The organism is Pseudomonas fluorescens, from assembly GCF_003732425.1.
Taxonomy (GTDB): Bacteria; Pseudomonadota; Gammaproteobacteria; order Pseudomonadales; family Pseudomonadaceae; genus Aquipseudomonas; species Aquipseudomonas fluorescens_BE.
Genome location: NZ_MOBX01000016.1, coordinates 253,847 through 280,649, shown reverse-complemented (window position 1 = coordinate 280,649; position 26,803 = coordinate 253,847). Strand labels below are relative to the sequence as shown.

The following is a 26,803-nucleotide window of genomic DNA, read 5'->3' as shown; positions in this document are numbered from 1 at the left end:
ACTATAGACGAGGCGATTAATCGGTTTTTTCACGGGTTTCTCAACCGATCGGCGAGAGAAGTCGCCAGTTGCGCGGTCAGGCCATACACCGATAGCTGCGGGTTGGCGCCGATGCTGGTGGGAAACAGCGAGCCGTCGTGGATCGACAGATTAGCCAGTTGATGATGCCGGCCGAGACTGTCGGTGACTGCGCTTTTCGGGTCTTCGCCCATCGCGCAGCCGCCCATGACATGCGCGCTGCCCAGACGCGTACGGTACAGCTCAAGGCTCAAACCATCGATCAGCGTGCGGGCCTCGGCTAGGGTGTTCACGTAACGGGCGTCGGCGTGCATCGGCATCACCGATTTTGCGCCGCCGGCGAACTGGATTTCGGCCATGACGTGAAAGGCCCGGCGCAAGCCTTCCCAGGCGTAGGGTGAGACCTGATAGTCGAGCACCGGCGAACCATCGCCACGCAACTCGACTGCACCGCCCGTACTGTCCGGGTGAAACCCGTCACGCAGCAAGGCCAGCATGGCATGGGTGTGCGGCAGGTCCGCCATATGTTGCGCGCTTTCTGCGCCAAAGCCGCCGAGCAGGGTGGCCGCCAGCGCCGGATGCAGCGGTGGTACTTCGAGTTTGAAGGCCATCGGCCCGGTGGTGCCGTCCTTCCACTGGAAATGGTCGGAGTAGATCGACTGCGGCGCCCCGTAAAACGGGTTGATGACCTCGTCGAAGCGCGCGGCGGACATGTTCACCGGGTGCAGGAAAGTGCGTTTACCCAAGGTTTTATGCGGGTCCGCAGCGTCCGACCGCAACAGCAGCGCCGGGCTGTTGATGCCGCCGCCGGCCAACACGTAATGCCTCGCCTTGACGGTGATTTTGCGTCCGGTCGGCGCGACGCAACGTTCATCCATCGCCACGCATTGCAGGCCAGTGACTTTGTCGCCGTTGATCAGCAGTTTCTCCGCGCGGGCCAGATACAGCAGCTCGCCGCCCTTTTCCAGCGTCGCCGGAATGGTCGTGACCATCATCGATTGCTTGGCGTTGGTCGGACAACCCATGCCGCAATAGCCGAGGTTCCAGCAGCCGCGCACGTTACGCGGGATCACGTGCCAGCTATAGCCAAGTTGCTCGCAGCCTTTGCGGATCACGTCGTTGTTGGCGTTGGGTGGCACCATCCACGGGGCGACGCCGAGGCGCTGCTCCATTTTCTCGAACCACGGCGCCATCTCGGCAGGGCTGTGGCCTTTGACGTTGTGTTCCTTGGCCCAGTGTTCGAGGGTCGGAGCCGGGGTACGGAAACTGGACGTCCAGTTGATCAGCGTCGTCCCGCCGACTGCGCGACCCTGCAGGATGGTGATCGCGCCGTCCTTGCTCATGCGGCCGATGCCTTCCTGATAGAGGCTGCTGTAGGCCTTGTCTTCAAGCATTTTGAAGTCGGAGCTGGTTTTCAGCGGCCCCTCTTCGATCAGCAAGACTTTGTAGCCGGCGGCGCTGAGGATTTCCGCCGTGGTGCCGCCACCGGCGCCGCTGCCGATGATGGCCACGTCGGCCTCAAGGGTGAGGTCGTCGCTCAACTGGGCGCCGTTGTAGGTTTTCCAGCCTCGGGCGAGGCCTTCGCGGAACGGGTCGGGTACGGGCATCGATCAGGTTCTCTTGTTTTTGTTGTTATGGCGGGCCTCATCGCGAGCAGGCTCGCTCCTACAGGGGAATGCATTGCAAAGGTGGGAGCGAGCCTGCTCGCGAAGGGGGCGATACGGTTTCAGACCGTGGGCGGGCCGGGATAACCGCAATGCGCCCAGGACTCCGCGCGGGTGTACCAGGCCATCATCACCATCTGCTGCAACGAGCTGTGCCCCATGCGCAGCAAACTCAATGAGCTGTTTTCCCAGCGATCAAGGAAATGCCGCATGGCCTCGGCACTGGCGTTTTCCCAACTGCCCCAGATCCCGGTGAGCGGCCCGCGCGTCACCGCCATGCCGAGTACGTCGAACAGTTGCCGGGTCAGTTTGAGCATTTCCGGCGAGAGGTGATCGAGACTGTCGTCCAACGACTTGAGCGTGCCATCGACGGCGGCCGGCATCTTTTCCGCCGCCACGGCGCCGTCGAGCATCACCGGAATCAGCGCGCGCAGAAACAGCAGGTCGCCGTCGCGCAACGACACGAAACCGTTGGCCGCGACGCTCGACGAGCAGCCGCTGAGGCTGGCGCCGAGTCCGGCGGTGGCGAGGAACGCCGTGGCGCCGAGGCTGAACTTCAGCAGGCCACGGCGTGACAGGGTGGGTGTTTCGGTCAGGCTTGGGTGCATTGTTTTTATTACCCGGCGGTGACAAGTGTTTAGCGAATGAACAGCTTCTGGATCAGTTTCTGAATCGATTTGCCGTAGGGCGGGTAAATCAGCCTGGCCGCGTTGAAGCGCTGTTTAATCAGCACGCCCTTGGCTTTGCTGAAGGTCAGGAAGCCTTCGTGGCCGTGGTAGTGGCCCATGCCGGAAGCACCAATGCCGCCGAACGGCATATCGTCCTGAGCAACGTGCAGCAAGGTGTCGTTCAGGCACACACCGCCGGAATGGGTTTCGTGCAGCACACGGTTCTGTTCGCGTTTGTCGTAGCCAAAGTAGTAAAGAGCCAGAGGACGTGGCCGCTGATTGATGTAAGCAAATGCCTGCTCCAGATCCTGATACGGCACGATCGGCAACAGCGGGCCGAAGATTTCGTCCTGCATCACCGTCATCTCGTCGCTGACATTCAGCAGCACGCTGTGCGGCATGCGTCGGCCCTGAGCTTGCTCGAACAGCGGAATCAACAGCGCGCCCTTGCTGGTGGCGTCGCTGACGTAGCCGTTGAGCCGCGCCAGTTGGCGTTCGTTGATGATCGCCGTGTAGTCCGGATTGTCGGTCAGTGTCGGGTAAAAACCCTGCACGGCCTGGCGATAGGCTTCGACGAAAGCGCCGACCCGATCTTCCGGCACCAGCACGTAATCCGGTGCAACGCAGGTCTGGCCGGCGTTGAGGGTTTTACCAAAGGCGATGCGCTCGGCGGCATCTTTGAGCGGCACATCGCGGGAGACGATGGCTGGCGACTTGCCGCCCAGTTCCAGGGTGACCGGGGTCAGGTTTTCGGCGGCGGCGCGCATCACGTGTTTGCCGATGCTGGTGGCGCCGGTGAACAGCAAGTGGTCGAAGCGCAGGCGCGAGAACGCCACGCCGATGTCGGCTTCACCGAGCACCACGCAGACCAGGTCTTCGGGGAAGATCCGCGCCAGTAATTCCTTGAGCAATAGTCCGGTGGCGGGGGTTGATTCGCTGAGTTTGAGCATCACCCGGTTACCCGCTGCCAAGGCGCCGACCAGCGGACCGACGGCCAGGTACAACGGGTAGTTCCACGGCACGATGACGCCAACCACACCGAGTGGCTGATACACCACTTTCGCCGAGGCCGGCTGGAACGCCATACCGACCTTGCGTCGCGAGGCTTTCATCCAGCCCTTGAGATGGCGGCTGGCGTAATGAATACCGTGCAGGCTCGGCATCAGCTCGGCGAGCAGGGTTTCATCGGCACTGCGATGGCTGAAATCGGAGCTGATCGCCTCGATCAATGCCTGACGCTCGTTGCTGAGCAAATCACTCAGTGCCTTGAGCCATTGCCGGCGCTGGGCGGCGGGCGGCATCGGGTTGGCGGCATACGCAGCCCGCTGCGCCTCGAACAACCGGTCCAGTTCGGCCAGCGGTTGTTGCAGCGTTTGCAGGTAAGCAACGTCGGCAGTCATGGTCTGCTCCGGATTTATTGTAGTGATGAACTTTTTAGAGTCTATGCTCTAGAAAGTCAAATGACTTCCTTGCACAGCAGTGTTTTATCCATTTCCGGTTAGGTCGTAAGATGCCCCCCAACGCACTCTGAATTAAAGCTCAAGCCATGGCCCCACGAATAAAAACCAGCGAGCGTATCGTGCTGAACAGCCTTGAGCTGTTCAATCAGCAGGGCGAGCGCAGCATCAGCACCAATCACATTGCCGCCCACATGGAGATTTCTCCGGGCAATCTGTACTACCACTTCCCCAACAAGCAGGCGATCATCGCCGTGTTGTTCAGTGAGTACGAAAGCCTCGTGGACAGCTTTTTGCGCCCGCCGCAGGGGCGCGCGGCGACGGTCGAGGACAAGCGGTTCTATCTCAAGGAATTGCTCTCAGCGATGTGGCGCTACCGTTTTCTGCACCGCGATCTCGAGCATCTGCTCGACAGCGATCCAGAGTTGGCCGCCCGTTATCGGCGCTTCTCACAGCGCTGCGTGATTCAAGGCGCCGCGATCTACGAAGGTTTTGTTGCCGCCGGGATTCTCGATATGGATCGCGTGCAGATCGAATCCCTGACCCTCAATGCCTGGATCATCCTGACGTCCTGGGTGCGCTTCCTGTGCACCACCCGCGAAAACTCCAACCACCTCAGTGAGCAAGCCATTAAACGTGGCGTGTATCAGGTGCTGGTGCTGGAAGCCGGGTTTGTCACCGAGCAGGCGCGTGACGAGGTCAATGCGTTGTTCGAGGAGTTCTACGTGCCGCTGGCCCAGGCCCTCGAAGACGTGAAATAAACAATTCTGTTGAAATCCCAGGAGCCCGTTATGCCGATTGCGCAACTGATCAGCCCCGAAGCACTGGATGCCCGCAAGGCGCAGCCGGGGCTGGTGATTCTCGATTGTCGTTTTGCCCTCGAAGACCCGGACTACGGTCAGCGCAGCTATGCCGAAGGGCACATTGCCGGGGCGAGCTTCGCCGATCTGGAGCGTGACCTCAGCGGCACCGTGGTCAAAGGCGTGACCGGTCGTCATCCGTTGCCCGAGCCGGCGGCGTTGATCGAGCGTCTGCAAGCCTGGGGCATCAACCCTGACAGCGATGTGGTGCTGTATGACGACGGCCCCGGTGCCTACGCCGCGCGGGCGTGGTGGTTGCTGGCATGGCTGGGCAAGCGTGATGGCGTGTGCATTCTCGATGGCGGACTCAAGGCGTGGCATGCGGCGGGGCTGCCGCTGAGCCTGGATGCACCGACGGTCAGTCGCGGCACTTTCAGTGGTCAGCCGGACATGAGCCTGCTGCTCAGCGCCGAGCAACTGCAACAGCGGCTCGGGCAACCGGCGCTGACGTTGATCGATGCCCGGGCTTTGCCGCGTTTCAAAGGCGAGGTCGAGCCGATTGATCCGGTTGCCGGGCATATTCCGGGCGCGCAATGCGCGGCGTTCACCGACAACCTCGGCAGCGATGGGCGATTCCTGCCCGCGGATCAGCTCAAGCAGCGTTTTGCCGCCAAGCTCGGTGAGCGTTCGCCAGCGGATCTGGTTGCGTATTGCGGTTCTGGCGTGACGGCGTGTCACAACCTGTTTGCCCTGTGCCTGGCGGGTTATCCGTTGGGATCGTTGTATGCCGGATCGTGGAGTGAGTGGATCAACGAGCCTTCGCGCGGTATCGCCACGGGCGAATAATCAATACCTGTGGGAGCGAGCCTGCTCGCGAAGGCGTCGGACCATTCGGCATGAATGTTGAGTGAACCACCGCTTTCGCGAGCAGGCTCGCTCCCTCATTGGTTATTCGGTGTCTGAAGGAAACTGCCGGGCGCTACGGTAGGCGGCGGGCCCGACGCCATAAGCCTGCTTGAACTGCCGGCTCAAATGGCTCTGATCGGCGAATCCCAGTTGCGTGGCGACTTCCACCGGCAAGCAGCCGTGCTGCAGGAGTGCGCGAGCCTGGGCGATGCGCTGTTGCATCAACCAAGTGTGCGGCGGCATGCCGGTCGCGCGGCGGAACACCCGGGCGAAATGGAACGGCGACAGATTGACCGCCGCCGCCAGTTCTTCCAGTGACGGTGGCGCCGCCAGTTGCGCGTGCAACAGTTCTTTGCCCAACAGCACCGCGCGGTGTTCCTTGCCGGTTCGACCGGGCACTGGCACTGCCGCATGGCGCTGCAACAGCAGCAACATCATCTCGCGCCACAGCGTTTGCTGTTGCAGCGCGGTGGCCGGGCTTTCGAGCAAGCGGTGCAATTGCGCAAACCCGTTGACCAGATCCGCATCGCGATACAGCGTGGCGCCGAACGCCGGCAGGTTGGTGGTGGACAGTTCCAGCTCATCCAGCAGCGAAACGATTTGCGCGGTGTCGGGATAGAACGCCCGATACCGCCAGCCATCCTCGGTGCCCTTGTGCCCGGTGTGCAACTCGTCCGGATTGATCAACACCAGCGTACCGCTGCCGGCCAGATGCTCGGCGCCGCGATAGCGATAACGCTGCGCGCCGGCCATGATCATGCCGATCACGAATCCATCGTGGACATGCGGGGCGAAACGCTGCTCGATATAGCGCGCCGACAACAACTCGACCCCGGCCAGCGGCGCTGTTTGCCAGAATCGAATCGACTCGCCTTGATTGATCATGACGGCAGGTTGGCCAGCCACTGGGGGATGCGGCGTTCCAGGTAATAACCGGGCTGACCAATCGAGCCGTCGACGAAGCCGACATGCCCGCCGCGGGCCTGCAATTCGAAAGCGGTCGACGGCGACAACTCACTGGCCTGCGGCAAGCTGTGCGGGAACACGAACGGATCGTCCGCTGCTTGAATGATCAGGGTCGGCGTGCGGATCTCAGCGAGAAAGTAACGGCTCGACGCGCGACGGTAGTAATCCTCGGCATCGCTGAAGCCGTGCAATGGCGCAGTCACTCGGCCGTCGAAATCCCAGAAGGTGCGCATGTTTTCCAGTGAACCGAGTGCCGCCAGGGCCGCCACGCCATCGTCGCGTCCGTCGTGCTGGAACTGGCGTTGCTTGTTCTTGATGTAAGCGACCATCTCGCGCATGAAGTGCGCCTGATAAACCCTGGAAAATCCCTGGCCGATGCGATCAGCGCATTGGTCGAGGCGAAACGGCACCGACACGGCCACCGCGCCGCGTACCCCACTTGCACTGCCGGCTTCACCGAGATGTTTGAGAAGCACATTGCCGCCAAGGGAATAGCCGACCGCATACAACGGTGCCATCGGTCGCCGGGCACGCAGGTGCCGAATGGCTTCGGCGAGGTCTTCGCTGGCGCCGGAGTGATAACTACGCGGCAGCAGATTGGGCTCGCCCGAGCAACCGCGCCAGTTCAGCGCGACACTGGCCCAGCCTTGTGCGGCGAGCGCCGCTTGAATGCCGGCGACGTAAGGTGAGTTCGAGGAACCGGTCAGGCCATGCAGCACCAACACCAGGGGGGCGTCGACCGTGTGCGGGCCGTACCAGTCGAGGTCGAGAAAATCACCGTCTTCAAGCCACAGGCGCTCACGCTGGCGATCAAGGTGAACGGTTTTGCGCCACAGCGGCCCCCACAGGGTTTGCAGGTGTGGATTGCCCAGACCGAAGGCTGGATTGAAGTGAGGGTGGGGGGACAGTGAGCTGGGTTGCACGGCAGATCTCGACAAGGTCTTGCGCGAAGCGGCAGGCGCTGGAGGCCTTCCGCTTTTCAATGGGTAACCTAACTTGCCACAAAGCCTGCTTCGGCGCGACACATGCTCTGGGAGGGGCCGCCCGGCGGAGTCGGCAGGGGTTGCTGATCGACGGTTGCCCCGATCGTCATTCTGCGCCAGCGGTCAGCGGCCCAGTGGCGGTTCAGCGCCTCGTGAATCATCCCGGGTGTCAGGCGTTGCACCTGTTGCGCGGTGTAATCGAGATCAAGTGGCAGATCATGGCGATTGATCGCCACCAGTTGCCGGAGGATCTGTCTGTTGCTGGCGCTGGTCAGTGCGCTCATGTTGGCCACTTGCAACTTGATCTGGGCGACTTCCTGTTCCGTCGGCCCATCACGCAGAAAATCGCTGAACAGTGCTTCAGTCAACGCCAGCGCCGCCTGGCTCAGAGACGCGCTGACTTGCAGCGAAATGGTCATCAAGCCTGCCGTTGCCCACGTCGTATTCTGCGAGTACGCGTCGTATACCAGCCCGTGCTTTTCTCGCAGTGCGTTCATCAGTCGGCTATTGGGTGACCCTCCGAAAATCAGGTTGGCGGCATACAGCGCGGCATAGTCCGGATGCTGTCGCGACACGCTGGGCTGACCGAGCAGCAGGTGGGTCTGAGTCAATGACTGCTCTTCATGCCGGCTCGTTTCGGTGCCGATAAGATCGTGCGTTGGCATGGGAGTCGCGGGAGTGTCCGCTGACATGACCGGCAAGGCATCGCTGATTTGCAGGCTTAGCGCCTTTGCCTCCGCCAGCGTCAGGCTACCGACCAGTGTGATTTGCGCATGACTGGCGCGATAAAAGCGTCGGTGGAAGTTTTGTACGGCTGCCCGGGTCACCGTTTGCAAACCCTGCTCAGTGCCGTAGAACGGCAGCGACCATGAACTGTGCGGCGCGAGCATTGTTTTGATCGCTTGCTCGGGCGAATTGCCCGCCTCCACCGATCTGGCGTTGAGCTCGTCCCGCAGCTCGTTTTTCACCCGCTTCAGCGCACCCTCAGTCAGCAAGGGTTCACCGAGGATCTGCGCAAGCAACTCCAGTGCGGGCGCCCGTTTTTGCGCATGGCTCAAACTGCGCAAAGCGAAGTCGGCCCGGTCATGATCAATGGTCATTGTCAGCTGTGCACCCAAGCCGTCGAAGGTCTCGACAATGGCGGGCAAGTCTTTGCCCGGCACGCCTTCAGTGAGCATGCTCATGGTGGCAGCGGCGAGCCCCGGCATGTCACCGTCCCGCGCGCTGCCGGCGGCGAAGCTGACGTGCAGATCGAACATCGGCATCGCTGTGGTGTGGATGAATAACACCTTGGTGCCGGTCAGGGTTTTCCAGCCTTTGATCGACAGCGCCCGCGCAGTGCCGGTGTCGGGTGCCAGATCCAGCAGCGATTGCAGGCGTGGCGCAGGGAAGTTTGCCGGCGCCACCAGTGCCGTGTTCGCCAGTACTTGAAGGCCTGTGAGGCCGGTAGCGATCACGAGGCCGAGCAGTGCGTAGCCTGAGCGCAGGAAATCATTTCTCATTTCCGGCCTCCCTGAACACATGCGCCACCGTCAGGCGTTCACGGGTCAGAAATGTTGCTGCGGTCTGCCGGATATCGTCGGGTGTCACTTGTGCGAGTGCGTCAGCCTCCTGATCCATCAGTTGCCAGGGCAGGCCGATACTCTCCAGTGTGGCCAACTCATGAGCCTGATCCACGATGGAGTCCTGGCGATAGAAGTGCCTGGCGATCAATTGTGTACGTGCGCGCTCCAGTTCCTCGGCTGTGGGCGCAGTGGTGCGCAGTTCTTCGATCAATTGCCAGACCCGTTTCTCGGCAGTATCGAGATCGGCTGCATGGGCACCGCCAAGGTCTGCTGACAGGGACAGAAGGCTGTCACCACGGGTCAGCGGGTCATACGCGGTGCCGACCTCGCTGAACAGTTGCTCGGTGAGGTGCAGGCGTTTTTGCAGGCGTGCGCTGTGGCTGCCGCCCAGCAGCATGTCGATCAGGCGCAGGGCGTCCACACTACGGCGATGATCGGCCGTGGCGAGCCCCGGCACATTGAATACCATGATCAGCCGCGGCGTGTGGACGGGAAGGTACAGGGTCAATTTGCGCTCACCGGGCTCAGTCAGTTCCCGGGGCTGCAGGGCGGGTGGTACGGGCCGTTTCGCCAGCTTGCCAAAGTAGCGCTCAACCAGCGGTTTGACCTGATCGAGCGTCACATCACCCACCACCACCAGCGTGGCATTGCCGGGTGCATAGCGGGTTTCATACCAGTGGCGCAGATCGTCGGCACTCAACCGATGCAGGTCATGCATCCAGCCAAGGATCGGTGTGCGATAGCTGTTGGCCAGATGCGCTACCGCGGTGAGACGTTCAAATGCCAGGCTCTGGACATTGTCGTCGGTGCGCGAGCGTCGCTCTTCACGAATCACTGCCATCTCCGGGATCAGGTCCGAGGCGCGCAAGTGTGCGGTCGACATCAGGTCGGCCATCAGCTCAAACGCAAGCCCCAGATAACGTGGCGTCAGCGTCTGGTAGTAGGCCGTGGCATCTTTGCTGGTGAACGCGTTTTCCCGCGCGCCCAGGGTTTGCAGAATCGCCGATGCTTCACCGGCGCAGGTTTTCGCGCTGCCCTTGTAAAGCATGTGTTCGAGGGCGTGCGATAACCCGCTGTACCCCGGTGGCTCGTCGGCAGAGCCAACCTTGAACCAGAGTTGCGAGGTCACCAGCGGCGCGCGATGGTCTTCGCGCACCAGCACGTGCAGACCATTGTCCAGGGTGAACTGATGAGTCGTTGGGGTTGGGGCGGCCAGGGACATCAAGGGCGCCAGGCCAAGAATGAGCAGCATCCTGCTGCATAACGTATCCATACATGAATCGTCCGAAGTGATTAACGCAGATTGCGGCAACCACTTTGGCGATATTCGAGAGGCGATGTGCGGTATCTATTTATTGCCAATGCTGCGATCAGCTCGACGCCGGGATCAGGCGCCGCGCTGCCACAACGCGTAATGCACCCGCCCGGATTTCTGCTCGCGGTGCAGGCGCCAGGTGCCCGGCAGGCCGAGGAGCGATGGCGCGGTTTCGCTTTCAGTGTAGATCCACGCATCGGCGGCCAACCACTGGCGCTCTTCCAGCAGTGTGCAAACGGCTGGCAGCAGGTTCTGGTTGAACGGCGGGTCGAGGAACACCAGGTCGAAGGCGCTGGCGGTCTGGCTTTCCAGATAACGCAGGGCATCAGCAGTCTGTACCTGGCCATTGGTGCAGCGCAGGGTGCCGAGGTGTTCTTTCAGGCTGGAGACGGCAATGTTGCTGGCGTCCAGCGCCTGACCCATGGCTGCGCCACGGGACAGTGCTTCGAGAAACAGCGCGCCACTGCCGGCGAACGGGTCGAGTACCTTGGCCCCCTCAACGTACGGCGCCAGCCAGTTGAACAGAGTTTCACGGACACGGTCCGGCGTCGGGCGCAGGCCCGGCGCATCGGGGAAGCTCAGCTTGCGGCTGCGCCATTGGCCGCCAATGATGCGCAGCTGGTTCACACCGTTGTGGACGTTGTGCGCAGGTTTTTTAGGCGATCGGGTAGCCATTAATGCTCCGGAACCCCGAGCGGTTGCTCGGCAGGTTTATCAGATGGGGCCGGTAACGGCTTTTGCGGCACGGTCGGGCCAGCGGTGACGATGACCATTTTGTCCGTGCTCAGGTGTTTGTTCAGGGCGTCGCGGACTTGTTCGACGGTCAGGCTCTGCGACTGACGCATGAAGTCATCCAGGTAGCTCAACGGCAGATTATAGAAGCCCATGGCGCCGAGTTGGCCGACGATATCGGCGTTACTCGCGGTGGACAGCGGGAAGCTGCCGGCCAGTTCGCGCTTGGCGTCGTCGAGCTCCTTCTGCGTCGGTCCGGTTTTCAGGTAGTCGGCGAGCACGTCTTGCACCAGTTTCAGCGTGCCTTCGCTCATTTCCGCGCGGGTCTGCAGGTTGATCATGAACGGGCCGCGCGCCTGCATCGGGCTGAACGCCGAGTACACGCCGTAGGTCAAGCCGCGTTTCTCGCGCACTTCGCTCATCAGGCGTGTGCCGAAACCACCGCCACCGAGGATCTGGTTGCCCATCGACAGCGCGGCGTAATCCGGATCGTCACGGTCGATGCCCAGTTGCGCGAGCATCAGGTTGGTTTGCTTGGACGGGAACTCGATGTGGTTGATGCTGGCCTTCGGTTCCTGCGGCGGCGCGATCTTCGCCAGTGCCGGGCCTTTGGGCAGGGCGCTGGAAACCTGATTGGCAATTGCCTCGGCTTCGGCGCGGGACAGGTCACCGACCAATGCGATCACCGCATTGCCTGCCGCGTAGGCCTTGGCGTGGAATTCACGCAGTTGCGCAATAGTGATCTTCGGTACGGTTTGCGGATTGCCATCGCTCGAATGCGCGTACGGGTGGTCGCCGTACAAGCGCTTCATCAGCTCGAGGCTGGCGAGTTTGCCGGGGTTCTGTTTCTGGTATTCGAAACCGGCGAGCATCTGGTTCTTGATGCGCGCGAAGGAGTCGGCCGGGAAAGTCGGTTTGCCGACCACTTCCGAAAACAGCTTCAGCGCCGGCTCACGCTTGTCGGCAGCACTCAGGCTGCGCAGCGAAGCCAGCGCCATGTCCTTGAAAGCACCGTTGCCGAAATCCGCCCCCAGACCTTCAAAGCCTTGCGCGATGGCGCCGACGTCTTTACCGGCGACACCTTCGTTGAGCATCGCATTGGTCAGCACCGCCAGGCCCGGCGCATTGCCGTCCTGGCTGCTGCCGGCAGCGAAGATCAGGCGCATGTCGAACATTGGCAGTTCATGGGCTTCGACGAACAGTACCTTGGCGCCTTCGGCGGTGTTCCAGGTTTGTACGTCGAGTTTGCGGCTGGCCGGAGCTTTGCCGTCCAGTTCGGTCAGTGATTGCAGCTTCTGGCTGGACTTGGCGTTGTCCAAGGCTTCGCTGGCATTGCTGTCAGCGCCGGGCATCAAATAGAACGCGGCGGAGCCGATCACCGCCACGGCGATCAGGCCGAGTAGCAGGCGTGGGGATTTGCGCTCACTCATGAGTCGTCTCCAGTGGCAGAACGTGGGCGACGCTGAGACGTTCGCGGGTGAAATACAGCTTGGCGGCGTTCTGGATGTCTTGCGGAGTCACGCTTTCCAGATCGGCGAGTTCGGTGTCCATCAGTTTCCACGACAGGCCGACGGTTTCCAGCTGGCCAATCGCAGTGGCCTGGCTGGTGATCGAATCACGTTCGAACACCAGACCGGCAATCACTTGTGCACGCACGCGCTCCAGTTCTTCGGCGGACGGTGCAGTGGTTTTCAGCTGTTCCAGCAATTTCCACAGACCGGCCTCGGCTTGCGCGATGGTCTTTTTCTTCTGGGTGTTCGGGGTTGCCGACAGGGTGAACAGGCTGTCGCCACGGGTGTAGGCGTCGTAGCTCGACGAACCGCCGGAGACCAACTCTTCGCCGCGCTCCAGTTGCGTCGGGATGCGCCCGCTGTAACCGCCGTCGAGCAGCGCCGAGATCAGGCGCAAGGCGTTGACCGAGCGTTTGTCTTCAGCCGTGGCAATGCTTGGCACGTTGAAACCGAGCATCAGGCTAGGCAACTGAGTCTGTACGTGCAGGGTGATCTGGCGTTCGCCCGGTTCGGCCAGCTCCAGCGGCTTTTTCGCCGGCGGCACGTCGCGCTTGGCGATCGGGCCGAAATAGCGTTGCGCGAGGGTTTTCACTTCGTCCGGGGTGACGTCGCCGACCACGACGAGTGTGGCGTTGTTCGGCACGTACCAGGATTGGTACCAGTGGCGCAGCTCCTCGACCTTCATGCGATCGAGGTCGGCCATCCAGCCGATGGTCGGCGTGTGGTAGCCGCTGGCCGGGTAGGCCATGGCCTTGTAGCGTTCGTAGGCCTTGGACATCGGCTTGTCATCGGTGCGCAGACGGCGCTCTTCCTTGATGACTTCGATCTCCTTGGCGAACTCGTCGGCCGGCAGGCGCAGATTGGCCATGCGGTCGGCTTCCAGCTCAAAGGCCACGCCCAGACGGTCGCGGGCCAACACCTGATAATAAGCGGTGAAGTCGTCGCTGGTGAAAGCGTTCTCTTCGGCGCCCAGGTCACGCAGGATCAACGAGGCTTCGCCGGGACCGACTTTTTCACTGCCCTTGAACATCATGTGCTCAAGCGCATGGGACAGACCGGTCTGGCCCGGGGTTTCGTAGCTGGAGCCGACCTTGTACCAGACCTGCGACACCACCACCGGCGCGCGATGGTCTTCGCGCACAACGACCTTGAGGCCGTTGTCGAGGGTGAATTCGTGGGTCGGTTGCGTGTCGGCCGCCAGGGCCGAAAGGGGCAGGCAGACTGTGCTGAGCAGCAGGCCTGCAGCGCGGCGGGCTAGAGCATTCATTCGTTTTTTAACCTGTTGGGCTGCCCGCTTGGTCTTAGCCTAGGCGGGCGAGGAGGTGCTAGGATACTGATCCGTTTTACCGGCGACCACGCCTATCAGGTTTTCAGGCTTGATAAGGCTGTATAGGTTGGCGGCAGAAAGCTGTGGTTTATCGACTAAACTTCGCTTTTTCGCCGATTTTGCCGGTTTAGTCCTTCGTTAATACGAATCTTTGAGGTGCCGCTGGCGCTTCGACAAAATGTTGCGCGTGAACAAGCTGGATGAAACACAGTCTGTTCTGCATCGAATATTTATTTGCCGGGGCGCCCTTATGGCGCGTCGCTACCGTGAGATAGCCGTCCTCCATGTTTGGTTCCAACGACGACAAGAAGACCCCAGCTGCGGCTGGCGAGAAGAAAAGCCTGTTCGGATGGCTGCGTAAGAAACCGCAGGAACCCGTCGTCGAACAGCCGCCCGCGATTCCTGAGCCTGCCCCGGCGCCGGTTCCGGTAATAGAAGAAGAGCCGGCACCGATTGTGCTGCCGCTTGCCGAGCCGGTGCTACAACCGGTCGAGCCAGAACCCGAGCCTGAAGCGCCTGTGGCGGCTGAACTGCCGCTGACTCCGGCGGCCGAGCCATGGCTGACCTTGCCAGTGGCGGAAGAGCCGGTGGCGTTGGTTGAAGAGGCTGCGCCGCACATTACCCCGGAAATTCCTGCGCCTGCTGCGTTTGTGCCCGAGCTGGCTCCGGCACCTGTAGTTGCGCCGGTTGTCGAGCCTGCGCCGGTTGTTGCTGAGCCTGTTGCTCCGGTTGCTCCTTTCGTTCAGCAAGCCGAGCCTGCACCTGCACCTGCACCTGCACCTGCACCTGCACCTGCACCGATTGTCGCTGCTCCTGTCACTCCAGTTGAAGTAGTGGCTGAAGCGCCCGTCGAAACTCCGCGCACCGAAGAAACCAAAGCCGGGTTCTTCGCTCGCCTCAAACAAGGCTTGTCCAAAACCAGCGCCAGCATCGGCGAGGGCATGGCCAGTCTGTTCCTCGGCCGCAAAACCATCGACGACGATCTGCTCGACGACCTCGAAACCCGTCTGCTGACCGCCGACGTTGGCGTCGAAGCCACCACGCAGATCATTCAGCGCCTGACCCAGAAGGTTGCCCGCAAAGAGCTGGCCGACGCCGACGCGCTGTACAAATCCCTGCAGGCCGAACTGGCGGCGATGCTCAAACCGGTCGAACAACCGCTGAAAATCGCCTCGCAGAACAAGCCATTCGTGATTCTGGTGGTTGGCGTCAACGGCGCTGGCAAGACCACGACCATCGGCAAACTGGCGAAGAAGCTGCAACTGGAAGGCAAGAAAGTCATGCTCGCCGCCGGTGACACCTTCCGCGCCGCCGCCGTGGAGCAATTGCAGGTATGGGGCGAGCGCAACAAGATCCCGGTGATCGCTCAGCACACCGGCGCCGACTCGGCTTCGGTGATCTTCGACGCCGTGCAGGCCGCCAAGGCCCGTGGCATCGACGTGTTGATCGCTGACACCGCCGGTCGTCTGCACACCAAAGACAACCTGATGGAAGAACTGAAAAAGGTTCGCCGCGTCATCGGCAAACTCGACGCCGATGCGCCGCACGAAGTGCTGCTGGTGCTCGACGCCGGTACCGGTCAAAACGCCATCAACCAGGCCAAGCAATTCAACCAGACCGTCGAGCTGACCGGTCTGGCGCTGACCAAACTCGACGGCACCGCCAAGGGCGGGGTGATTTTCGCCCTGGCCAAGCAGTTTGGCCTGCCGATCCGCTACATCGGCGTCGGTGAAGGCATCGACGATTTGCGTACCTTTGAAGCCGAACCCTTTGTCCAGGCATTGTTTGCCGAGCGGGAGCGTTCATGATTCGTTTCGAACAGGTCGGTAAACGCTACCCGAACGGTCACGTCGGCTTGCATGAGCTGAGCTTTCGAGTCCGTCGTGGCGAGTTCTTGTTTGTCACCGGCCACTCCGGTGCCGGTAAGTCCACCTTGTTGCGCCTGTTGCTGGCGATGGAACGTCCGACCAGCGGCAAACTGCTGCTCGCCGGGCAAGACCTGAGCACCATCAGCAACGCACAGATCCCGTTCCTGCGCCGGCAGATCGGCGTGGTGTTCCAGAATCACCAGTTGCTGTTCGATCGCACGGTGTTCAACAACGTCGCCTTGCCGCTGCAGATTCTCGGGCTGTCCAAGGCCGAAATCGCCAAGCGTGTTGATTCGGCGCTGGAGCGTGTGGCGCTGTCGGATAAAACCGATCTGTACCCGGGCGACCTGTCCACCGGTCAACAACAGCGCGTGGGCATCGCTCGCGCGATCGTTCACCGCCCGGCCTTGCTGCTGGCGGACGAACCGACCGGTAACCTCGACCCGCGCCTGGCGGCGGAAATCATGGGTGTATTCGAAGACATCAACCGGCTGGGCACCAGCGTGCTGATCGCCAGTCACGACCTGGCGCTGATCGCGCGCATGCGGCACCGCATGCTGACCCTGCAACGCGGTCGATTGATCGGCGACGGGGAGGCTGGGGTATGAGTGCAACACGCAGTCCGAAGGTTTCCGAGCGCGTGGCCCCGAAAGCCGCCGACCCGCAGCCGCCGAAGAAGAAAAAACACGACGAAGACGATGGCCCGGACTTCGCCACACTGTTCCGCGCGTGGATCGAGAGCCATCGCGCTAGTCTGCTCGACAGCCTGCGCCGTCTCGGCAAACAGCCGATCGGCAGCTTCTTCACCTGCATGGTGATGGCGGTGGCGCTGAGCCTGCCGATGGGGCTTTCGCTGTTGCTCAACAACGTCGAACGTCTTGGCGGTTCGTGGCAGCGTGCGGCGCAGATCTCGTTGTACCTGCAACTCGATGCCAGCCCGGAGCAGGGCGAGTCGTTGCGTGAACAGATCAAAGGCATGCCTGGTGTCGCTGATGCTGAATACGTCGGCCGTGATCAGGCCCTGGAAGAGTTCCAGCAACAGTCCGGACTGGGCGAAGCCCTGCGCGAGCTGCCGGAGAACCCGTTGCCGGGCGTGGTGCTGGTCACCCCGAACGAGGTCGACAAGCCGACCCTGGAAGCATTAAGACAAAAACTTTCCGAGTTGCCCAAGGTACAACAGGCGCAACTTGATCTAGTCTGGGTCGAGCGTCTGGCCGCCATCCTCAAGCTTGGCGATCGGTTTGTCTTCGGTCTGACGGTGCTGCTGGTTTCTGCATTACTTTTGGTGATAGGCAATACCATTCGTCTTCATATTGAAAACCGCCGCACCGAGATAGAAGTGATTAAACTCGTCGGCGGCACTGACAGTTATGTGCGTCGTCCCTTCCTTTATATGGGCGCGTTGTATGGCTTCGGTGCGGGGCTGCTGTCCTGGGGCGTATTGGCGTTCGGCCTGAACTGGCTGAACGATGCGGTGGTTGGGCTGGCCGGCTTGTACGGCAGTGATTTCGCGCTGGCCGGAGTGCCAGTTGCCGATGGTCTGTCGCTCTTGCTTGGCGCGGTGCTGTTGGGTTATATCGGTGCATGGATTGCAGTCGCACGTCATCTCAGGGAGCTGGCGCCGAAGTAGAATCTTTTTTGCGCGTGATTGACCTTGCGGTTTTTTTGGGAACTTGCACTTGAATTCCCGGTCAATTTTTCGCAGTGCCGAGAGGCACGAGTATGTAAGTGGGAGGTTTTTTCGCATGACCAATTCTTTGCAACCTGCGTATGCGTTGGTTCCGGGTGCGAACCTGGAAGCCTATGTGCACACCGTCAACAGCATTCCATTGCTGACGCCGGAGCAGGAGCGTGAACTGGCCGAGAGTCTCTACTATGAGCAGGATTTGGGGGCGGCTCGGCAGATGGTGCTCGCCCACCTGCGTTTTGTCGTACACATTGCCCGTAGCTATTCCGGCTACGGTCTGGCTCAGGCTGACCTGATCCAGGAAGGTAACGTCGGCCTGATGAAGGCCGTAAAGCGCTTCAACCCGGAAATGGGTGTGCGTCTGGTGTCGTTCGCCGTGCACTGGATCAAGGCGGAAATTCACGAGTTCATCCTGCGCAACTGGCGCATTGTGAAAGTCGCGACCACCAAGGCCCAGCGCAAGCTGTTCTTCAACCTGCGCAGCCAGAAGAAACGTCTGGCGTGGCTGAACAACGAGGAAGTCCACCGTGTGGCGGAAAGCCTCGGCGTTGAACCGCGTGAAGTGCGCGAGATGGAAAGTCGCCTGACCGGCCATGACATGGCCTTCGACCCGGCTGCTGAAGCCGACGACGACAGCGCTTTCCAGTCGCCGGCCAACTATCTGGAAGACCACCGGTACGACCCGGCACGTCAACTGGAAGATGCCGACTGGAGCGATAACTCCAACCACAACCTGCACGAAGCGCTGGAAGTGCTGGACGAACGTAGCCGCGACATCCTCTACCAGCGCTGGCTGGCTGAAGAGAAAGCCACGCTGCATGACTTGGCGCAGAAGTACAACGTGTCGGCCGAGCGGATCCGTCAGCTCGAGAAGAGCGCGATGAACAAGCTCAAGTTGTCGATCGCCGCCTAAACCGGCGCCTCGGCAATAAAAAACGCCCCGATCAGCGATGATCGGGGCGTTTTCGTTTCTGCTTCAACACAAAACCATTGTAGGAGTGAGCCTGCTCGCGATAGCGGTGTGGCAGTCAGCATTGCCGTCACTGATGCACCGCTATCGCGAGCAGGCTCACTCCTACATTTCGATCCTCGGTGTTATCGCGACCAAGGTGCCCGGCGCGAATCGTTGAGGCCCAGCAAATAGCTATCTCCACCCAACTGACTCATCTGTTGCCGAATCCACCCGGCCCGGCGCGACACATAAGCGGTCGGATGGCTGGCACTCCAGACACGCGGATTCGGTAGAACCGCCGCCAGATAACTCGCCTGCTGCCGTGTCAGCGACTTGGCGCTCACGCCAAAGTGATGCCGGGCCGCCGCTTCAGCACCAAACACCCCGTCATCCCACTCGACGCTGTTCAGATACACCTCAAGAATCCGCTGCTTGGGCCAGAACACTTCGATCAGCGCGGTAAACCACGCCTCCAGCCCTTTACGCAGATAGCTGCGGCCGGCCCACAGAAACAGGTTTTTCGACACCTGCTGGCTCAAGGTACTGGCGCCGCGAATCGAGCCGCCGAGTTCGTTGTGCGCCAATGCAGCCTGAATCGCGCTGAAATCAAAGCCCCAATGCTCGGGAAACTTCTGATCCTCACCGGCCATGACCGCCACTTTGAGGTCGTCGGAGATCTCGTCCCACGGCTTCCACGTGCGCTGCAGGTCAATTGGCTCGCCATCGACCCAGGATTCGACCTTGCGCTCGACCATCAACGCCGTGCCCGGCGGCGGCACGAAGCGAAACACCAGCACCAGCAAGACGCTGCCGCCTGCGAACCAGAGCAGGGCCTTCGTGAGACGACGGAAAATAGTACGCAGCATAGAGATGGCTTGGCCGAACCGGTGGAGCGGGCCATTATACAGACCCTGCCGATCGCGTCTGACTGGAGTTCCCAATGCTGCGTGGCTTTTTGATGCTGGCCGCTTTTTTCGGTTTCACCGGAGTCGCTTTGGGCGCATTCGCCGCTCACGGCCTGAAAAACCGCCTGACCCCCGAGTACCTGACGATTTTCCATACCGGCGTCACCTATCAACTGGTGCACACCTTGGCACTGTTCGGTGTGGCGCTGTTGGCCACGCAGATTCAGGGGCGACTGGTCACTTGGGCTGGCATTTCCTTCGCCGTCGGCATCTTGTTGTTCTCCGGTAGCCTGTATGTGCTGACCATGACCGGCATCAGCAAGCTCGGCATCATTACCCCGTTTGGTGGCTTGGCGTTTCTGGTCGGATGGGTTTGCCTGGGTCTCGCCGCCTGGCGCTTGCAACCAACCGCTTGACGCTTGGTGCTGACCTTTAGGTCATGATCGGGCTAGAATGCCAGCCCCTAAAAATGATGGCGGCCTAGCGCATGCGCATTCAGTTGAACGGCGAATCCCTTGAACTGCCCGACGGTGAAACCGTTGCGGCCCTGATTACCCGTCTGGAACTGACCGGACGCCGGGTAGCAGTTGAACTCAATCTGGATATTGTCCCGCGCAGCCAGCATGCCAGTACCACACTTAATGACGGCGACAACGTTGAAGTGGTGCACGCCATCGGCGGCGGCTAGTCGCCCGGCCCGCAAGGGCACAGAATTCTGCAAGACCCTCACCCTTAAAGAGGATTCCCCATGAGCATCGTTCGTAGCGACAAGCCTTTTGTGCTGGCCGGTCGTACTTACCAGTCGCGTTTGCTGGTCGGTACCGGCAAGTACCGTGACATGGAAGAAACCCGCCAGGCCATCGAAACCTCGGGTGCCGAGATCGTCACTTTCGCTGTGCGCCGCACCAACCTGGGCCAGATCGAAGGCGAGCCGAACCTGCTCGACGTACTGTCGCCGGAGCGCTACACCTTCCTGCCGAACACCGCCGGTTGCTACGACGCCATCGAAGCCGTGCGCACCTGCCGCCTGGCCCGTGAGCTGCTCGACGGCCACAACCTGGTGAAGCTGGAAGTCCTGGCTGACCAGAAGACCCTGTTCCCCAACGTGATCGAAACCCTCAAGGCCGCGGAAACGCTGGTCAAGGAAGGCTTCGACGTGATGGTTTACACCAGCGATGACCCGATCATTGCCCGTCAACTGGCAGAAATCGGCTGCATCGCGGTGATGCCGCTGGCCGGCCTGATCGGTTCCGGTCTGGGCATCTGCAACCCGTACAACCTGCAGATCATCCTCGAAGAAGCCAGGATTCCTGTGTTGGTCGATGCCGGTGTCGGTACTGCGTCCGACGCAACCATCGCCATGGAACTGGGTTGCGATGCGGTGCTGATGAACTCGGCCATCGCCCACGCTCAACAGCCGGTGATGATGGCTGAAGCCATGAAACACGCCATCGTTGCAGGTCGTCTGGCCTACCTCGCTGGCCGTATGCCGAAAAAACTCTATGCCAGCGCCTCTTCGCCGCTGGATGGTCTGATCAAGTAAGAGCCATTGATGACTGAATCGAACGACACGCCTGTCCAGACGGAAGAAGGCGACGAGCGCCAACACCGCCGCATCAAGAGTTTCGTGATGCGCGCCGGGCGCATGACCGAAGGCCAGCAACGCGGTCTGGACCAGGGCGCGCCGCTGTATGTGCTGCCGCTGGCCGATGCCCCGGTGGATTACGATCAAGTGTTCGGCCGCTCGGCACCGCGCTCGCTGGAGATCGGTTTCGGCATGGGCCACTCGCTGCTGGAAATGGCTGCGGCGGCACCGGATCAGGATTTCATCGGTGTTGAAGTGCACCGTCCAGGTGTTGGCGCGCTGCTCAATGGCGTGCTGACTCAGGGCCTGACCAACCTGCGGGTCTACGATTGCGACGCGATCGAAGTGCTCAACCGTTGCATCGCCGACAACAGCCTCGATCGCCTGATGCTGTTTTTCCCGGATCCGTGGCACAAGAGCCGTCACCACAAGCGCCGTATCGTTCAGGCCTCGTTCGCTGAACTGGTGCGCAGCAAGTTGAAGGTTGGCGGCATTCTGCACATGGCCACCGACTGGGAACCGTATGCCGAATACATGCTGGAAGTGATGAACGTCGCTCCGGGCTATCGCAACCTCGCCGAAGACGGCAAATGCGTACCACGCCCGGCCGAACGGCCGATCACCAAGTTCGAACGCCGCGGCGAACGTCTTGGCCATGGCGTGTGGGACCTGAAGTTCGAAAAGCAGTCCTGAGCATTACGCAATACCCAATGTAGGAGCTGCGGCACGCTGCGATCTTTTGATTTTGTTTTTCAAGATCAAAAGATCGCAGCGTGCCGCAGCTCCTACCGTTGTTTTTGGGGGATGGTCAGGAGGAAATGAAGTCGACCGGCACGTGTGCTGTCAGCCAGACGCCATTTTCGGCCTGATAAAACTTGAAGCCTTGCTCATGCATTTGCTGCGCGGCGACTTTTAGGGTTACCACGGTTCCATAGCGTTGCCCTACGGCTGAGGCAGTGGCGGATTCTTCCGATAGATGCACGTGGTGACGCGATCCCGGGATCAAGCCTTGCTGGCTGATAGAGTCCATGAAGCGCGTCGCCGTACCGTGATACAGCGTTTGCGGTGGCTGCTTTTCCTCCAGTTGAAGCGCTACGCTTTTCGTCGAATGGCCCTGAACGGCGCGAATGGACTGGCCGTCTTCTGAGATCGAAAAGCGCTTTTTGTCGCTGCTCGCTACGACGTTTTCAATCAGTGAGCGATCCAGGCTTCGACCATCACGCGCAGCGCCGCTGATCAGTGCTTCGATATCTGCCCAACCCTCCGAATCCAGCGTCAGCCCAATCGCCTGAGGCTCGTGGCGCAGTACGTAACTAAGAAATTTGCTCGTCTCATCCAGCAGTTTTTTACTCATGAGCTTCCCTGTCATTGCGATCAACTGTGGGAGCGAGCCTGCTCGCGAAAGCTATCGGTCATTCAGCAGTGATGTTGGCTGACATGACGCCTTCGCGAGCAGGCTCGCTCCCACAGTTGTTTTGGGGCGTTGCGGAGTTAGCGGCGGTCGGCGACTACGCCGATCAACACCAGCACCACTAACAACACCGGCGCCAGGCTGTAGTTGTTGAACTGGCTCAAACCCTTGATCACCCACGGCGTAGCGTAAATCAGCGCTGCACCGCTACCGATCACGCAGAGCAGTGCCATCAGCGGCACGCGCAAGGCGCCGGCGATGCTGCCCAGGCGTTGCTCGACCCAGCCTTTGAAGTCAGCGCCGAACAGCACCAGCAGGCAGCCGACCAGCGCCAGGGCGATTTCCGAGAGATTGCTGCGGCTCCAGCGGGAGACGGTGGCGAGCAGGTCGAGTATCAAATCCATGCGTTTTTCCTTGGGGCTGAAGTTGAGGGTTGGGCTCAGTTCAGAAATTGTTGCAGCAAGTCGTTGAGGAACAGCTGTCCGCGCTCGGTGGCCGCCAGACGTGACGGTTCGACCTGCAACAGACCGCTTTGTTCTGCCGCTGACCGGCCTTCAGCGAGGCTTTCCAGCGACAGCCCGGTGCGCTCCGGATACAGGCGCGATTCGACGCCGGCAGTCAGGCGCAAAGCATTCATCAGAAACTCGAACGGCATTTCGTCATTGGTCAGCGCTTTTTCGCCAGCCTGGAAGCTTTTCGCCGGGTTGAGATAGTCCTTCGGTAGGCGCGTCTTCCAGGTACGAACGATGCGCCCGTCCGGATGGCTGAGCTTGCCGTGCGCACCCGCGCCGATGCCGATAAAGTCGCCGAAACTCCAGTAATTGAGGTTGTGCCGCGCCGGACGCCCGGCCTGGGCATAAGCCGACACTTCGTATTGCGCGTAACCGTGCTCGGCCAACAGCGCCTGCCCGGCTTCCTGAATGTCCCACAGCGTGTCGTCTTCCGGCAGCACCGGCGGCTGGTTCCAGAACACCGTGTTCGGCTCCAGTGTCAGCTGATACCAGGAGATGTGCGTCGGATTCAGTGCGATGGCCTGGCGCAGATCGCTCAAAGCATCTTCCAGCGATTGATCGGGCAAGCCATGCATCAAGTCGAGGTTGAAGTTATCGAACCCGGCCTGACGCGCCATACCGGCCGCGCGCACCGCTTCGTCACCGTTGTGAATGCGGCCCAGCGCCTTGAGTTTTTCCTGCTGGAAACTCTGTATGCCAATCGACAGGCGATTAATCCCCAACTTGCGGTAGGCGACGAACTTCTCTTGCTCGAACGTGCCGGGGTTGGCTTCCAGGGTGATTTCGATGTCGCGGGCAAACGGAATGCGTTGTTCGACGCCTTCCAGCAACCGGCCAAGCGCTTCGGCGCTGAACAGGCTCGGCGTGCCGCCACCGAAAAAGATCGAGCTGATTTCACGACCGTAAACCGCGTGCAGATCCTGATCGAGATCGGCCAACAAGGCGTCGACGTATTCCTGCTCCGGCAAAACCGGGCTGGCGGTATGCGAGTTGAAATCGCAATACGGGCATTTGCGTACACACCACGGGATGTGGATGTACAGCGCCAGGGGCGGCAGCGTTGGCAGCGGCGCCCGAGGCGAAGAGGCGGCGCCGCCGATGATCAGCGACGACGCGGAGGGGCTGTCGGTCATTTCAGGCCCAGACGCTGGCGCAGCAGATCCATTGCACGGGCGCGGTGGCTGATCTGGTTCTTGTAGGCCGGGCTCAGTTCGGCGCTGGACACGTCACGCTCCGGCACCCAGAACAGTGGGTCATAGCCGAAACCGTGCTCGCCGCTGGCGGCCGTCAGAATGCGTCCGTGCCACAGGCCTTCGCAGAGGATCGGCAACGGATCGTCAGCGTGACGCACCAGTGCCAGCACGCAGACGAACTGCGCGCCGCGTTCGGCTTCCGGCACATCTTTCAGCGCATCGAGCAATTTGGCGTTGTTCGCCGCGTCGCCCTTGCCGTCGGCATAACGCGCCGAGTAGATGCCCGGCGCGCCGCCGAGGAAGTCCACGGCCAGCCCGGAATCGTCGGCCAGCGCTGGCAGCCCGGAAATACGTGCGGCGTTACGCGCCTTGAGAATCGCGTTCTCGACGAACGACAGACCGGTTTCTTCCGGCTCGACCTTGCTCCACTCGCCAATCGAGCGCAGTTGCACCGAGTCGCCGAGCATGGCCTGAAGTTCTTTGAGTTTGCCGGCGTTATGGCTGGCCAGTACGAGCTGCTTGATGTTCATCATTCGCCGGGAAAGAGTTCTTGGTTGAAATTGATAGTGTTGATCTTGTCGCCGTTCTGCACCTTGATTTCAAAAGTGCGGGTTTCCTGCTGCTCCACCGGGTACTGGGCGATGTAGTAGATCGCGCCCTGTTCGGTGATCTGGCGGAAATTCAGCGGCACGCTCTGGCTGGTCAGGTCTTTGACCGTGCCGGTGACGTTGGCGATCAGCGGTTTGCCGTCCTTGATCACCGAGACATTGATCACGCCCTGATTCTTGCTGCGCACCAGTTCCGCAGCCTTGGCGATGTCCGGCGTCAGAAACGTCGAGTTGAAAGTGTTGTAGTGCACCGTGACGTCGCCAAAGGTTTCCTGACGCTCGCCCTTGATGACGTCGGCCGCCAGGGCGCTGGCGCTCAGGCAGGCAGTTAATAACAACAACGCTAAACGACCCATGATCGTGCTCCTCGAAATGACGGGATTCAGACCGCGACTTTGTGGTCTGCAAGCTGCGGGCTGCTGACGCGGTAGATACCGATCTCACCTAACAGATTAGGCCATAGCTTACTGGCCCACCCGTGACGGTGCTGTTGATCCACGGCAAGCCGATCAATGACCTTCGCATCACGTTCGCGGCAAAGTTCTTCAAAGTCTTCGAAGGTGCAGAAGTGAATGTTCGGCGTGTTGTACCAGGTGTACGGCAGGAACTCGGAAACCGGCATGCGCCCCTTGCTCGCCAGGTACCAGCGGCAGCGCCAGTGACCGAAATTCGGGAAAGTAATAATGCACTGACGGCCGACCCGGAGCATTTCGTCGAGGATCTTGTCCGGGTAGTGCACCGCTTGCAGGGCCTGGGTCATGACGACGATGTCGAAACTGTTGCTGGCGAAGTTGCCCAGCCCCTTGTCCAGATCCTGCTCGATGACGTTGATGCCTTTGGCCACGCATTCGGCGATGTTATCGGCGTCGTTTTCCAGGCCATAACCGGTGACATTCTTGTTGTCGCGCAGCCAGGTCAGCAGCTCGCCGTCACCGCAACCGAGGTCGAGGACGCGGCTGCCGGCGGGGATCCATTCCTGGATGATTTCCAGATCAGCTCTCATGGCTTTCTCACAACGTGATTCGGTTCATGTAATTGCCGAACGCCTGCAAGTAGCGAGGGATCGGAATCAGGAAGGCGTCGTGGCCCTGCGGTGCGTCGATTTCCAGGTAGCTGACGTCTTTGCGTGCCGCCATCAGTGCATCCACCAGTTCCCGTGAACGCGCCGGGGAGAAACGCCAGTCGGTGGTGAACGACATTACGCAGAATTTGGCCGTGGCGTTTTCAAAGGTTTTCGCCAGGTTATCGTCGAAGTTCGCCGCCGGATCGAAGTAATCCAGCGCCTTGGTCATCAACAGATAAGTGTTGGCGTCGAAACGCCCGGAGAACTCTTCGCCCTGATAACGCAGGTAGCTTTCGACCTGAAACTCGACGCTGTGGAAGTCGTAGTTGAGCTTTTCGCTCTTCAGGCCACGGCCGAATTTCTCGCCCATGGAGTCGTCGGACAGGTAAGTGATGTGCCCGACCATCCGCGCCAGCATCAGGCCGCGCTTGGGGATCACGCCGGCTTCCTGGAACGAACCGCCGTGGAATTCCGGATCGGTGAGGATTGCCTGGCGCGCCACCTCGTTGAAGGCGATGTTCTGCGCCGACAACTTCGGTGCCGAGGCGATGGCCAGGCAGTGACGCACGCGATCCGGGTAGGTGATGGTCCATTGCAGCGCCTGCATGCCGCCGAGGCTGCCACCGATCACTGCGGCGAACTGGCGGATGCCGAGCAGGTCGGCCAGACGCGCCTGGCTGTGCACCCAGTCTTCCACGGTGAGCACCGGGAAGTCGGCACCGAACGGTTTGCCGGTCTCCGGGTTGATGCTGCTCGGGCCGGTGGAGCCGTTGCAGCCGCCGAGGTTGTTCAGGCTGACCACGAAGAACTTGTTTGTGTCGATCGGTTTGCCCGGGCCGATGCAGCTGTCCCACCAACCGGGTTTGCGGTCGTCGACGCTGTGATAGCCGGCTGCGTGATGATGGCCGGACAAGGCGTGGCAAATCAGCACGGCGTTGCTCGCTTGCGCGTTCAGCGTGCCGTAGGTTTCGTAGATCAGGTCATAGGCGGCCAGCGAACGACCACAGGCCAAGGCCAGCGGTTCGCTGAAGTGCGCGGTTTGCGGCGTCACCAGACCAACAGAATCGGTGGGAAAGGCAGTTGGCATCGACCCTGCTCTCGTTGAAA

Annotated in this window: 28 protein-coding genes; 10 read left to right on the top strand and 18 right to left on the bottom strand. The window is 60.9% G+C overall.

Annotation, left to right across the window (positions count from 1 at the left end; genetic code table 11):
- Nucleotides 1-29: 29 nt before the first annotated feature.
- From BK670_RS26930 to BK670_RS26920, 3 genes are all read right to left on the bottom strand, one after another.
- Nucleotides 30-1,625 carry a GMC family oxidoreductase gene (locus BK670_RS26930; protein WP_123454357.1) on the bottom strand — a complete coding sequence of 532 codons (1,596 nt, stop codon included), beginning with the start codon at nucleotides 1,623-1,625 and terminating at the stop codon, nucleotides 30-32.
- Between the two features lie 119 nt (nucleotides 1,626-1,744).
- Nucleotides 1,745-2,290, bottom strand: a complete 546-nt coding sequence (locus BK670_RS26925; RefSeq protein ID WP_123454355.1) for a twin-arginine translocation pathway signal protein — start codon at nucleotides 2,288-2,290, stop codon at nucleotides 1,745-1,747.
- Between the two features lie 29 nt (nucleotides 2,291-2,319).
- Entirely contained in the window at nucleotides 2,320-3,768 is a 1,449-nt protein-coding gene (locus tag BK670_RS26920) for a coniferyl aldehyde dehydrogenase (protein WP_473086928.1), read from the bottom strand.
- A gap of 128 nt (nucleotides 3,769-3,896) precedes the next feature.
- Here BK670_RS26920 and BK670_RS26915 point away from each other — a divergent pair, with 128 nt between their 5' ends.
- Both BK670_RS26915 and BK670_RS26910 read left to right on the top strand, forming a co-directional pair.
- On the top strand, nucleotides 3,897-4,568 hold the full coding sequence (locus BK670_RS26915) for a TetR/AcrR family transcriptional regulator (RefSeq protein ID WP_007913599.1): 672 nt from the start codon (nucleotides 3,897-3,899) through the stop codon (nucleotides 4,566-4,568).
- A 30-nt stretch (nucleotides 4,569-4,598) separates the two neighbouring features.
- A complete protein-coding gene (locus BK670_RS26910; protein ID WP_123454351.1) occupies nucleotides 4,599-5,453 on the top strand; it encodes a sulfurtransferase in 855 nt (284 codons plus the stop codon).
- A 102-nt stretch (nucleotides 5,454-5,555) separates the two neighbouring features.
- Here the strand turns inward: BK670_RS26910 and BK670_RS26905 are convergent, their stop codons facing one another.
- From BK670_RS26905 to BK670_RS26875, 7 genes are all read right to left on the bottom strand, one after another.
- Nucleotides 5,556-6,398 (bottom strand): AraC family transcriptional regulator, encoded by an 843-nt coding sequence (locus BK670_RS26905; RefSeq protein ID WP_123455125.1) that lies wholly within the window; start codon nucleotides 6,396-6,398, stop codon nucleotides 5,556-5,558.
- On the bottom strand, nucleotides 6,395-7,402 hold the full coding sequence (locus BK670_RS26900; RefSeq protein WP_259697595.1) for a hydrolase: 1,008 nt from the start codon (nucleotides 7,400-7,402) through the stop codon (nucleotides 6,395-6,397). Before BK670_RS26900 ends, BK670_RS26905 begins: the two co-directional genes overlap by 4 nt.
- 68 nt (nucleotides 7,403-7,470) lie before the next feature.
- Nucleotides 7,471-8,964, bottom strand: a complete 1,494-nt coding sequence (locus BK670_RS26895; protein ID WP_123454349.1) for a M16 family metallopeptidase — start codon at nucleotides 8,962-8,964, stop codon at nucleotides 7,471-7,473.
- Complete coding sequence (locus BK670_RS26890; protein WP_123454347.1) at nucleotides 8,954-10,300, bottom strand: M16 family metallopeptidase; 1,347 nt, start codon at nucleotides 10,298-10,300, stop codon at nucleotides 8,954-8,956. The genes BK670_RS26895 and BK670_RS26890 overlap by 11 nt, the downstream gene beginning before the upstream one ends.
- Before the next feature lie 114 nt (nucleotides 10,301-10,414).
- A complete protein-coding gene (rsmD, locus tag BK670_RS26885; RefSeq protein ID WP_123454345.1) occupies nucleotides 10,415-11,017 on the bottom strand; it encodes a 16S rRNA (guanine(966)-N(2))-methyltransferase RsmD in 603 nt (200 codons plus the stop codon).
- Nucleotides 11,017-12,504, bottom strand: coding sequence for a M16 family metallopeptidase (locus BK670_RS26880; RefSeq protein WP_123454343.1), 1,488 nt, complete (start codon nucleotides 12,502-12,504; stop codon nucleotides 11,017-11,019). Before BK670_RS26880 ends, rsmD begins: the two co-directional genes overlap by 1 nt.
- The gene (locus BK670_RS26875; protein WP_123454341.1) at nucleotides 12,497-13,852 is read right to left on the bottom strand and encodes a M16 family metallopeptidase; all 1,356 of its coding nucleotides are present in this window, start codon (nucleotides 13,850-13,852) and stop codon (nucleotides 12,497-12,499) included. Before BK670_RS26875 ends, BK670_RS26880 begins: the two co-directional genes overlap by 8 nt.
- 344 nt (nucleotides 13,853-14,196) lie before the next feature.
- Here BK670_RS26875 and ftsY point away from each other — a divergent pair, with 344 nt between their 5' ends.
- The 4 genes from ftsY (at nucleotide 14,197) to rpoH (ending at nucleotide 18,380) form a co-directional block, all read left to right on the top strand.
- Nucleotides 14,197-15,720 (top strand): signal recognition particle-docking protein FtsY, encoded by a 1,524-nt coding sequence (gene ftsY, locus BK670_RS26870; RefSeq protein ID WP_123454339.1) that lies wholly within the window; start codon nucleotides 14,197-14,199, stop codon nucleotides 15,718-15,720.
- Nucleotides 15,717-16,388, top strand: a complete 672-nt coding sequence (ftsE, locus tag BK670_RS26865; RefSeq protein ID WP_003229148.1) for a cell division ATP-binding protein FtsE — start codon at nucleotides 15,717-15,719, stop codon at nucleotides 16,386-16,388. The genes ftsY and ftsE overlap by 4 nt, the downstream gene beginning before the upstream one ends.
- Nucleotides 16,385-17,410, top strand: coding sequence for a permease-like cell division protein FtsX (ftsX, locus tag BK670_RS26860; protein WP_099757424.1), 1,026 nt, complete (start codon nucleotides 16,385-16,387; stop codon nucleotides 17,408-17,410). Before ftsE ends, ftsX begins: the two co-directional genes overlap by 4 nt.
- A gap of 115 nt (nucleotides 17,411-17,525) precedes the next feature.
- Nucleotides 17,526-18,380 carry an RNA polymerase sigma factor RpoH gene (rpoH, locus tag BK670_RS26855; RefSeq protein WP_003229146.1) on the top strand — a complete coding sequence of 285 codons (855 nt, stop codon included), beginning with the start codon at nucleotides 17,526-17,528 and terminating at the stop codon, nucleotides 18,378-18,380.
- Nucleotides 18,381-18,562: 182 nt separating this feature from the next.
- On the opposite strand, the gene mtgA is transcribed toward rpoH, so the two are convergent.
- Nucleotides 18,563-19,285 (bottom strand): monofunctional biosynthetic peptidoglycan transglycosylase, encoded by a 723-nt coding sequence (gene mtgA, locus BK670_RS26845; RefSeq protein WP_123454337.1) that lies wholly within the window; start codon nucleotides 19,283-19,285, stop codon nucleotides 18,563-18,565.
- Nucleotides 19,286-19,359: 74 nt separating this feature from the next.
- Here mtgA and BK670_RS26840 point away from each other — a divergent pair, with 74 nt between their 5' ends.
- From BK670_RS26840 to trmB, 4 genes are all read left to right on the top strand, one after another.
- A complete protein-coding gene (locus BK670_RS26840; protein WP_123454335.1) occupies nucleotides 19,360-19,740 on the top strand; it encodes a DUF423 domain-containing protein in 381 nt (126 codons plus the stop codon).
- A gap of 71 nt (nucleotides 19,741-19,811) precedes the next feature.
- The gene (gene thiS / locus BK670_RS26835) at nucleotides 19,812-20,012 is read left to right on the top strand and encodes a sulfur carrier protein ThiS (RefSeq protein ID WP_123454333.1); all 201 of its coding nucleotides are present in this window, start codon (nucleotides 19,812-19,814) and stop codon (nucleotides 20,010-20,012) included.
- A 60-nt stretch (nucleotides 20,013-20,072) separates the two neighbouring features.
- Entirely contained in the window at nucleotides 20,073-20,867 is a 795-nt protein-coding gene (locus BK670_RS26830; RefSeq protein ID WP_123454331.1) for a thiazole synthase, read from the top strand.
- A 9-nt stretch (nucleotides 20,868-20,876) separates the two neighbouring features.
- Nucleotides 20,877-21,602, top strand: a complete 726-nt coding sequence (gene trmB, locus BK670_RS26825; RefSeq protein WP_123454329.1) for a tRNA (guanosine(46)-N7)-methyltransferase TrmB — start codon at nucleotides 20,877-20,879, stop codon at nucleotides 21,600-21,602.
- 115 nt (nucleotides 21,603-21,717) lie between these two features.
- Here the strand turns inward: trmB and BK670_RS26820 are convergent, their stop codons facing one another.
- The 7 genes from BK670_RS26820 to metX form a co-directional block, all read right to left on the bottom strand.
- Nucleotides 21,718-22,263, bottom strand: a complete 546-nt coding sequence (locus BK670_RS26820; RefSeq protein WP_123454327.1) for an RNA 2'-phosphotransferase — start codon at nucleotides 22,261-22,263, stop codon at nucleotides 21,718-21,720.
- A 137-nt stretch (nucleotides 22,264-22,400) separates the two neighbouring features.
- Nucleotides 22,401-22,724: a DUF3392 domain-containing protein gene (locus tag BK670_RS26815; RefSeq protein WP_007913629.1), complete on the bottom strand. Its 324-nt coding sequence runs from the start codon at nucleotides 22,722-22,724 to the stop codon at nucleotides 22,401-22,403.
- A 35-nt stretch (nucleotides 22,725-22,759) separates the two neighbouring features.
- On the bottom strand, nucleotides 22,760-23,965 hold the full coding sequence (hemW, locus tag BK670_RS26810; protein ID WP_123454325.1) for a radical SAM family heme chaperone HemW: 1,206 nt from the start codon (nucleotides 23,963-23,965) through the stop codon (nucleotides 22,760-22,762).
- Nucleotides 23,962-24,558 (bottom strand): RdgB/HAM1 family non-canonical purine NTP pyrophosphatase, encoded by a 597-nt coding sequence (gene rdgB, locus BK670_RS26805; RefSeq protein ID WP_123454323.1) that lies wholly within the window; start codon nucleotides 24,556-24,558, stop codon nucleotides 23,962-23,964. Before rdgB ends, hemW begins: the two co-directional genes overlap by 4 nt.
- Nucleotides 24,555-24,989: a DUF4426 domain-containing protein gene (locus BK670_RS26800; protein ID WP_123454321.1), complete on the bottom strand. Its 435-nt coding sequence runs from the start codon at nucleotides 24,987-24,989 to the stop codon at nucleotides 24,555-24,557. The genes rdgB and BK670_RS26800 overlap by 4 nt, the downstream gene beginning before the upstream one ends.
- A 26-nt stretch (nucleotides 24,990-25,015) precedes the next feature.
- Entirely contained in the window at nucleotides 25,016-25,636 is a 621-nt protein-coding gene (gene metW / locus BK670_RS26795; RefSeq protein WP_008083798.1) for a methionine biosynthesis protein MetW, read from the bottom strand.
- A gap of 7 nt (nucleotides 25,637-25,643) precedes the next feature.
- Nucleotides 25,644-26,783, bottom strand: coding sequence for a homoserine O-succinyltransferase MetX (gene metX, locus BK670_RS26790; protein WP_123454318.1), 1,140 nt, complete (start codon nucleotides 26,781-26,783; stop codon nucleotides 25,644-25,646).
- Between the last annotated feature and the right edge of the window lie 20 nt (nucleotides 26,784-26,803).

Coding starts and splice junctions, on each gene's coding strand:
- BK670_RS26895 (WP_123454349.1), bottom strand. CDS start 8,964: ATGAGAAATGATTTCCTGCGCTCAGGCTACGCACTGCTCGGCCTCGTG.
- BK670_RS26815 (WP_007913629.1), bottom strand. CDS start 22,724: ATGGATTTGATACTCGACCTGCTCGCCACCGTCTCCCGCTGGAGCCGC.
- mtgA (WP_123454337.1), bottom strand. CDS start 19,285: ATGCTGCGTACTATTTTCCGTCGTCTCACGAAGGCCCTGCTCTGGTTC.
- BK670_RS26840 (WP_123454335.1), top strand. CDS start 19,360: ATGCTGCGTGGCTTTTTGATGCTGGCCGCTTTTTTCGGTTTCACCGGA.
- hemW (WP_123454325.1), bottom strand. CDS start 23,965: ATGACCGACAGCCCCTCCGCGTCGTCGCTGATCATCGGCGGCGCCGCC.
- BK670_RS26830 (WP_123454331.1), top strand. CDS start 20,073: ATGAGCATCGTTCGTAGCGACAAGCCTTTTGTGCTGGCCGGTCGTACT.
- BK670_RS26930 (WP_123454357.1), bottom strand. CDS start 1,625: ATGCCCGTACCCGACCCGTTCCGCGAAGGCCTCGCCCGAGGCTGGAAA.
- rpoH (WP_003229146.1), top strand. CDS start 17,526: ATGACCAATTCTTTGCAACCTGCGTATGCGTTGGTTCCGGGTGCGAAC.
- BK670_RS26905 (WP_123455125.1), bottom strand. CDS start 6,398: ATGATCAATCAAGGCGAGTCGATTCGATTCTGGCAAACAGCGCCGCTG.
- BK670_RS26925 (WP_123454355.1), bottom strand. CDS start 2,290: ATGCACCCAAGCCTGACCGAAACACCCACCCTGTCACGCCGTGGCCTG.
- BK670_RS26820 (WP_123454327.1), bottom strand. CDS start 22,263: ATGAGTAAAAAACTGCTGGATGAGACGAGCAAATTTCTTAGTTACGTA.
- ftsY (WP_123454339.1), top strand. CDS start 14,197: ATGTTTGGTTCCAACGACGACAAGAAGACCCCAGCTGCGGCTGGCGAG.
- metX (WP_123454318.1), bottom strand. CDS start 26,783: ATGCCAACTGCCTTTCCCACCGATTCTGTTGGTCTGGTGACGCCGCAA.
- BK670_RS26875 (WP_123454341.1), bottom strand. CDS start 13,852: ATGAATGCTCTAGCCCGCCGCGCTGCAGGCCTGCTGCTCAGCACAGTC.
- rsmD (WP_123454345.1), bottom strand. CDS start 11,017: ATGGCTACCCGATCGCCTAAAAAACCTGCGCACAACGTCCACAACGGT.
- BK670_RS26915 (WP_007913599.1), top strand. CDS start 3,897: ATGGCCCCACGAATAAAAACCAGCGAGCGTATCGTGCTGAACAGCCTT.
- metW (WP_008083798.1), bottom strand. CDS start 25,636: ATGAGAGCTGATCTGGAAATCATCCAGGAATGGATCCCCGCCGGCAGC.
- thiS (WP_123454333.1), top strand. CDS start 19,812: ATGCGCATTCAGTTGAACGGCGAATCCCTTGAACTGCCCGACGGTGAA.
- BK670_RS26890 (WP_123454347.1), bottom strand. CDS start 10,300: ATGGATACGTTATGCAGCAGGATGCTGCTCATTCTTGGCCTGGCGCCC.
- ftsX (WP_099757424.1), top strand. CDS start 16,385: ATGAGTGCAACACGCAGTCCGAAGGTTTCCGAGCGCGTGGCCCCGAAA.
- trmB (WP_123454329.1), top strand. CDS start 20,877: ATGACTGAATCGAACGACACGCCTGTCCAGACGGAAGAAGGCGACGAG.
- BK670_RS26800 (WP_123454321.1), bottom strand. CDS start 24,989: ATGGGTCGTTTAGCGTTGTTGTTATTAACTGCCTGCCTGAGCGCCAGC.
- ftsE (WP_003229148.1), top strand. CDS start 15,717: ATGATTCGTTTCGAACAGGTCGGTAAACGCTACCCGAACGGTCACGTC.
- rdgB (WP_123454323.1), bottom strand. CDS start 24,558: ATGATGAACATCAAGCAGCTCGTACTGGCCAGCCATAACGCCGGCAAA.
- BK670_RS26880 (WP_123454343.1), bottom strand. CDS start 12,504: ATGAGTGAGCGCAAATCCCCACGCCTGCTACTCGGCCTGATCGCCGTG.
- BK670_RS26910 (WP_123454351.1), top strand. CDS start 4,599: ATGCCGATTGCGCAACTGATCAGCCCCGAAGCACTGGATGCCCGCAAG.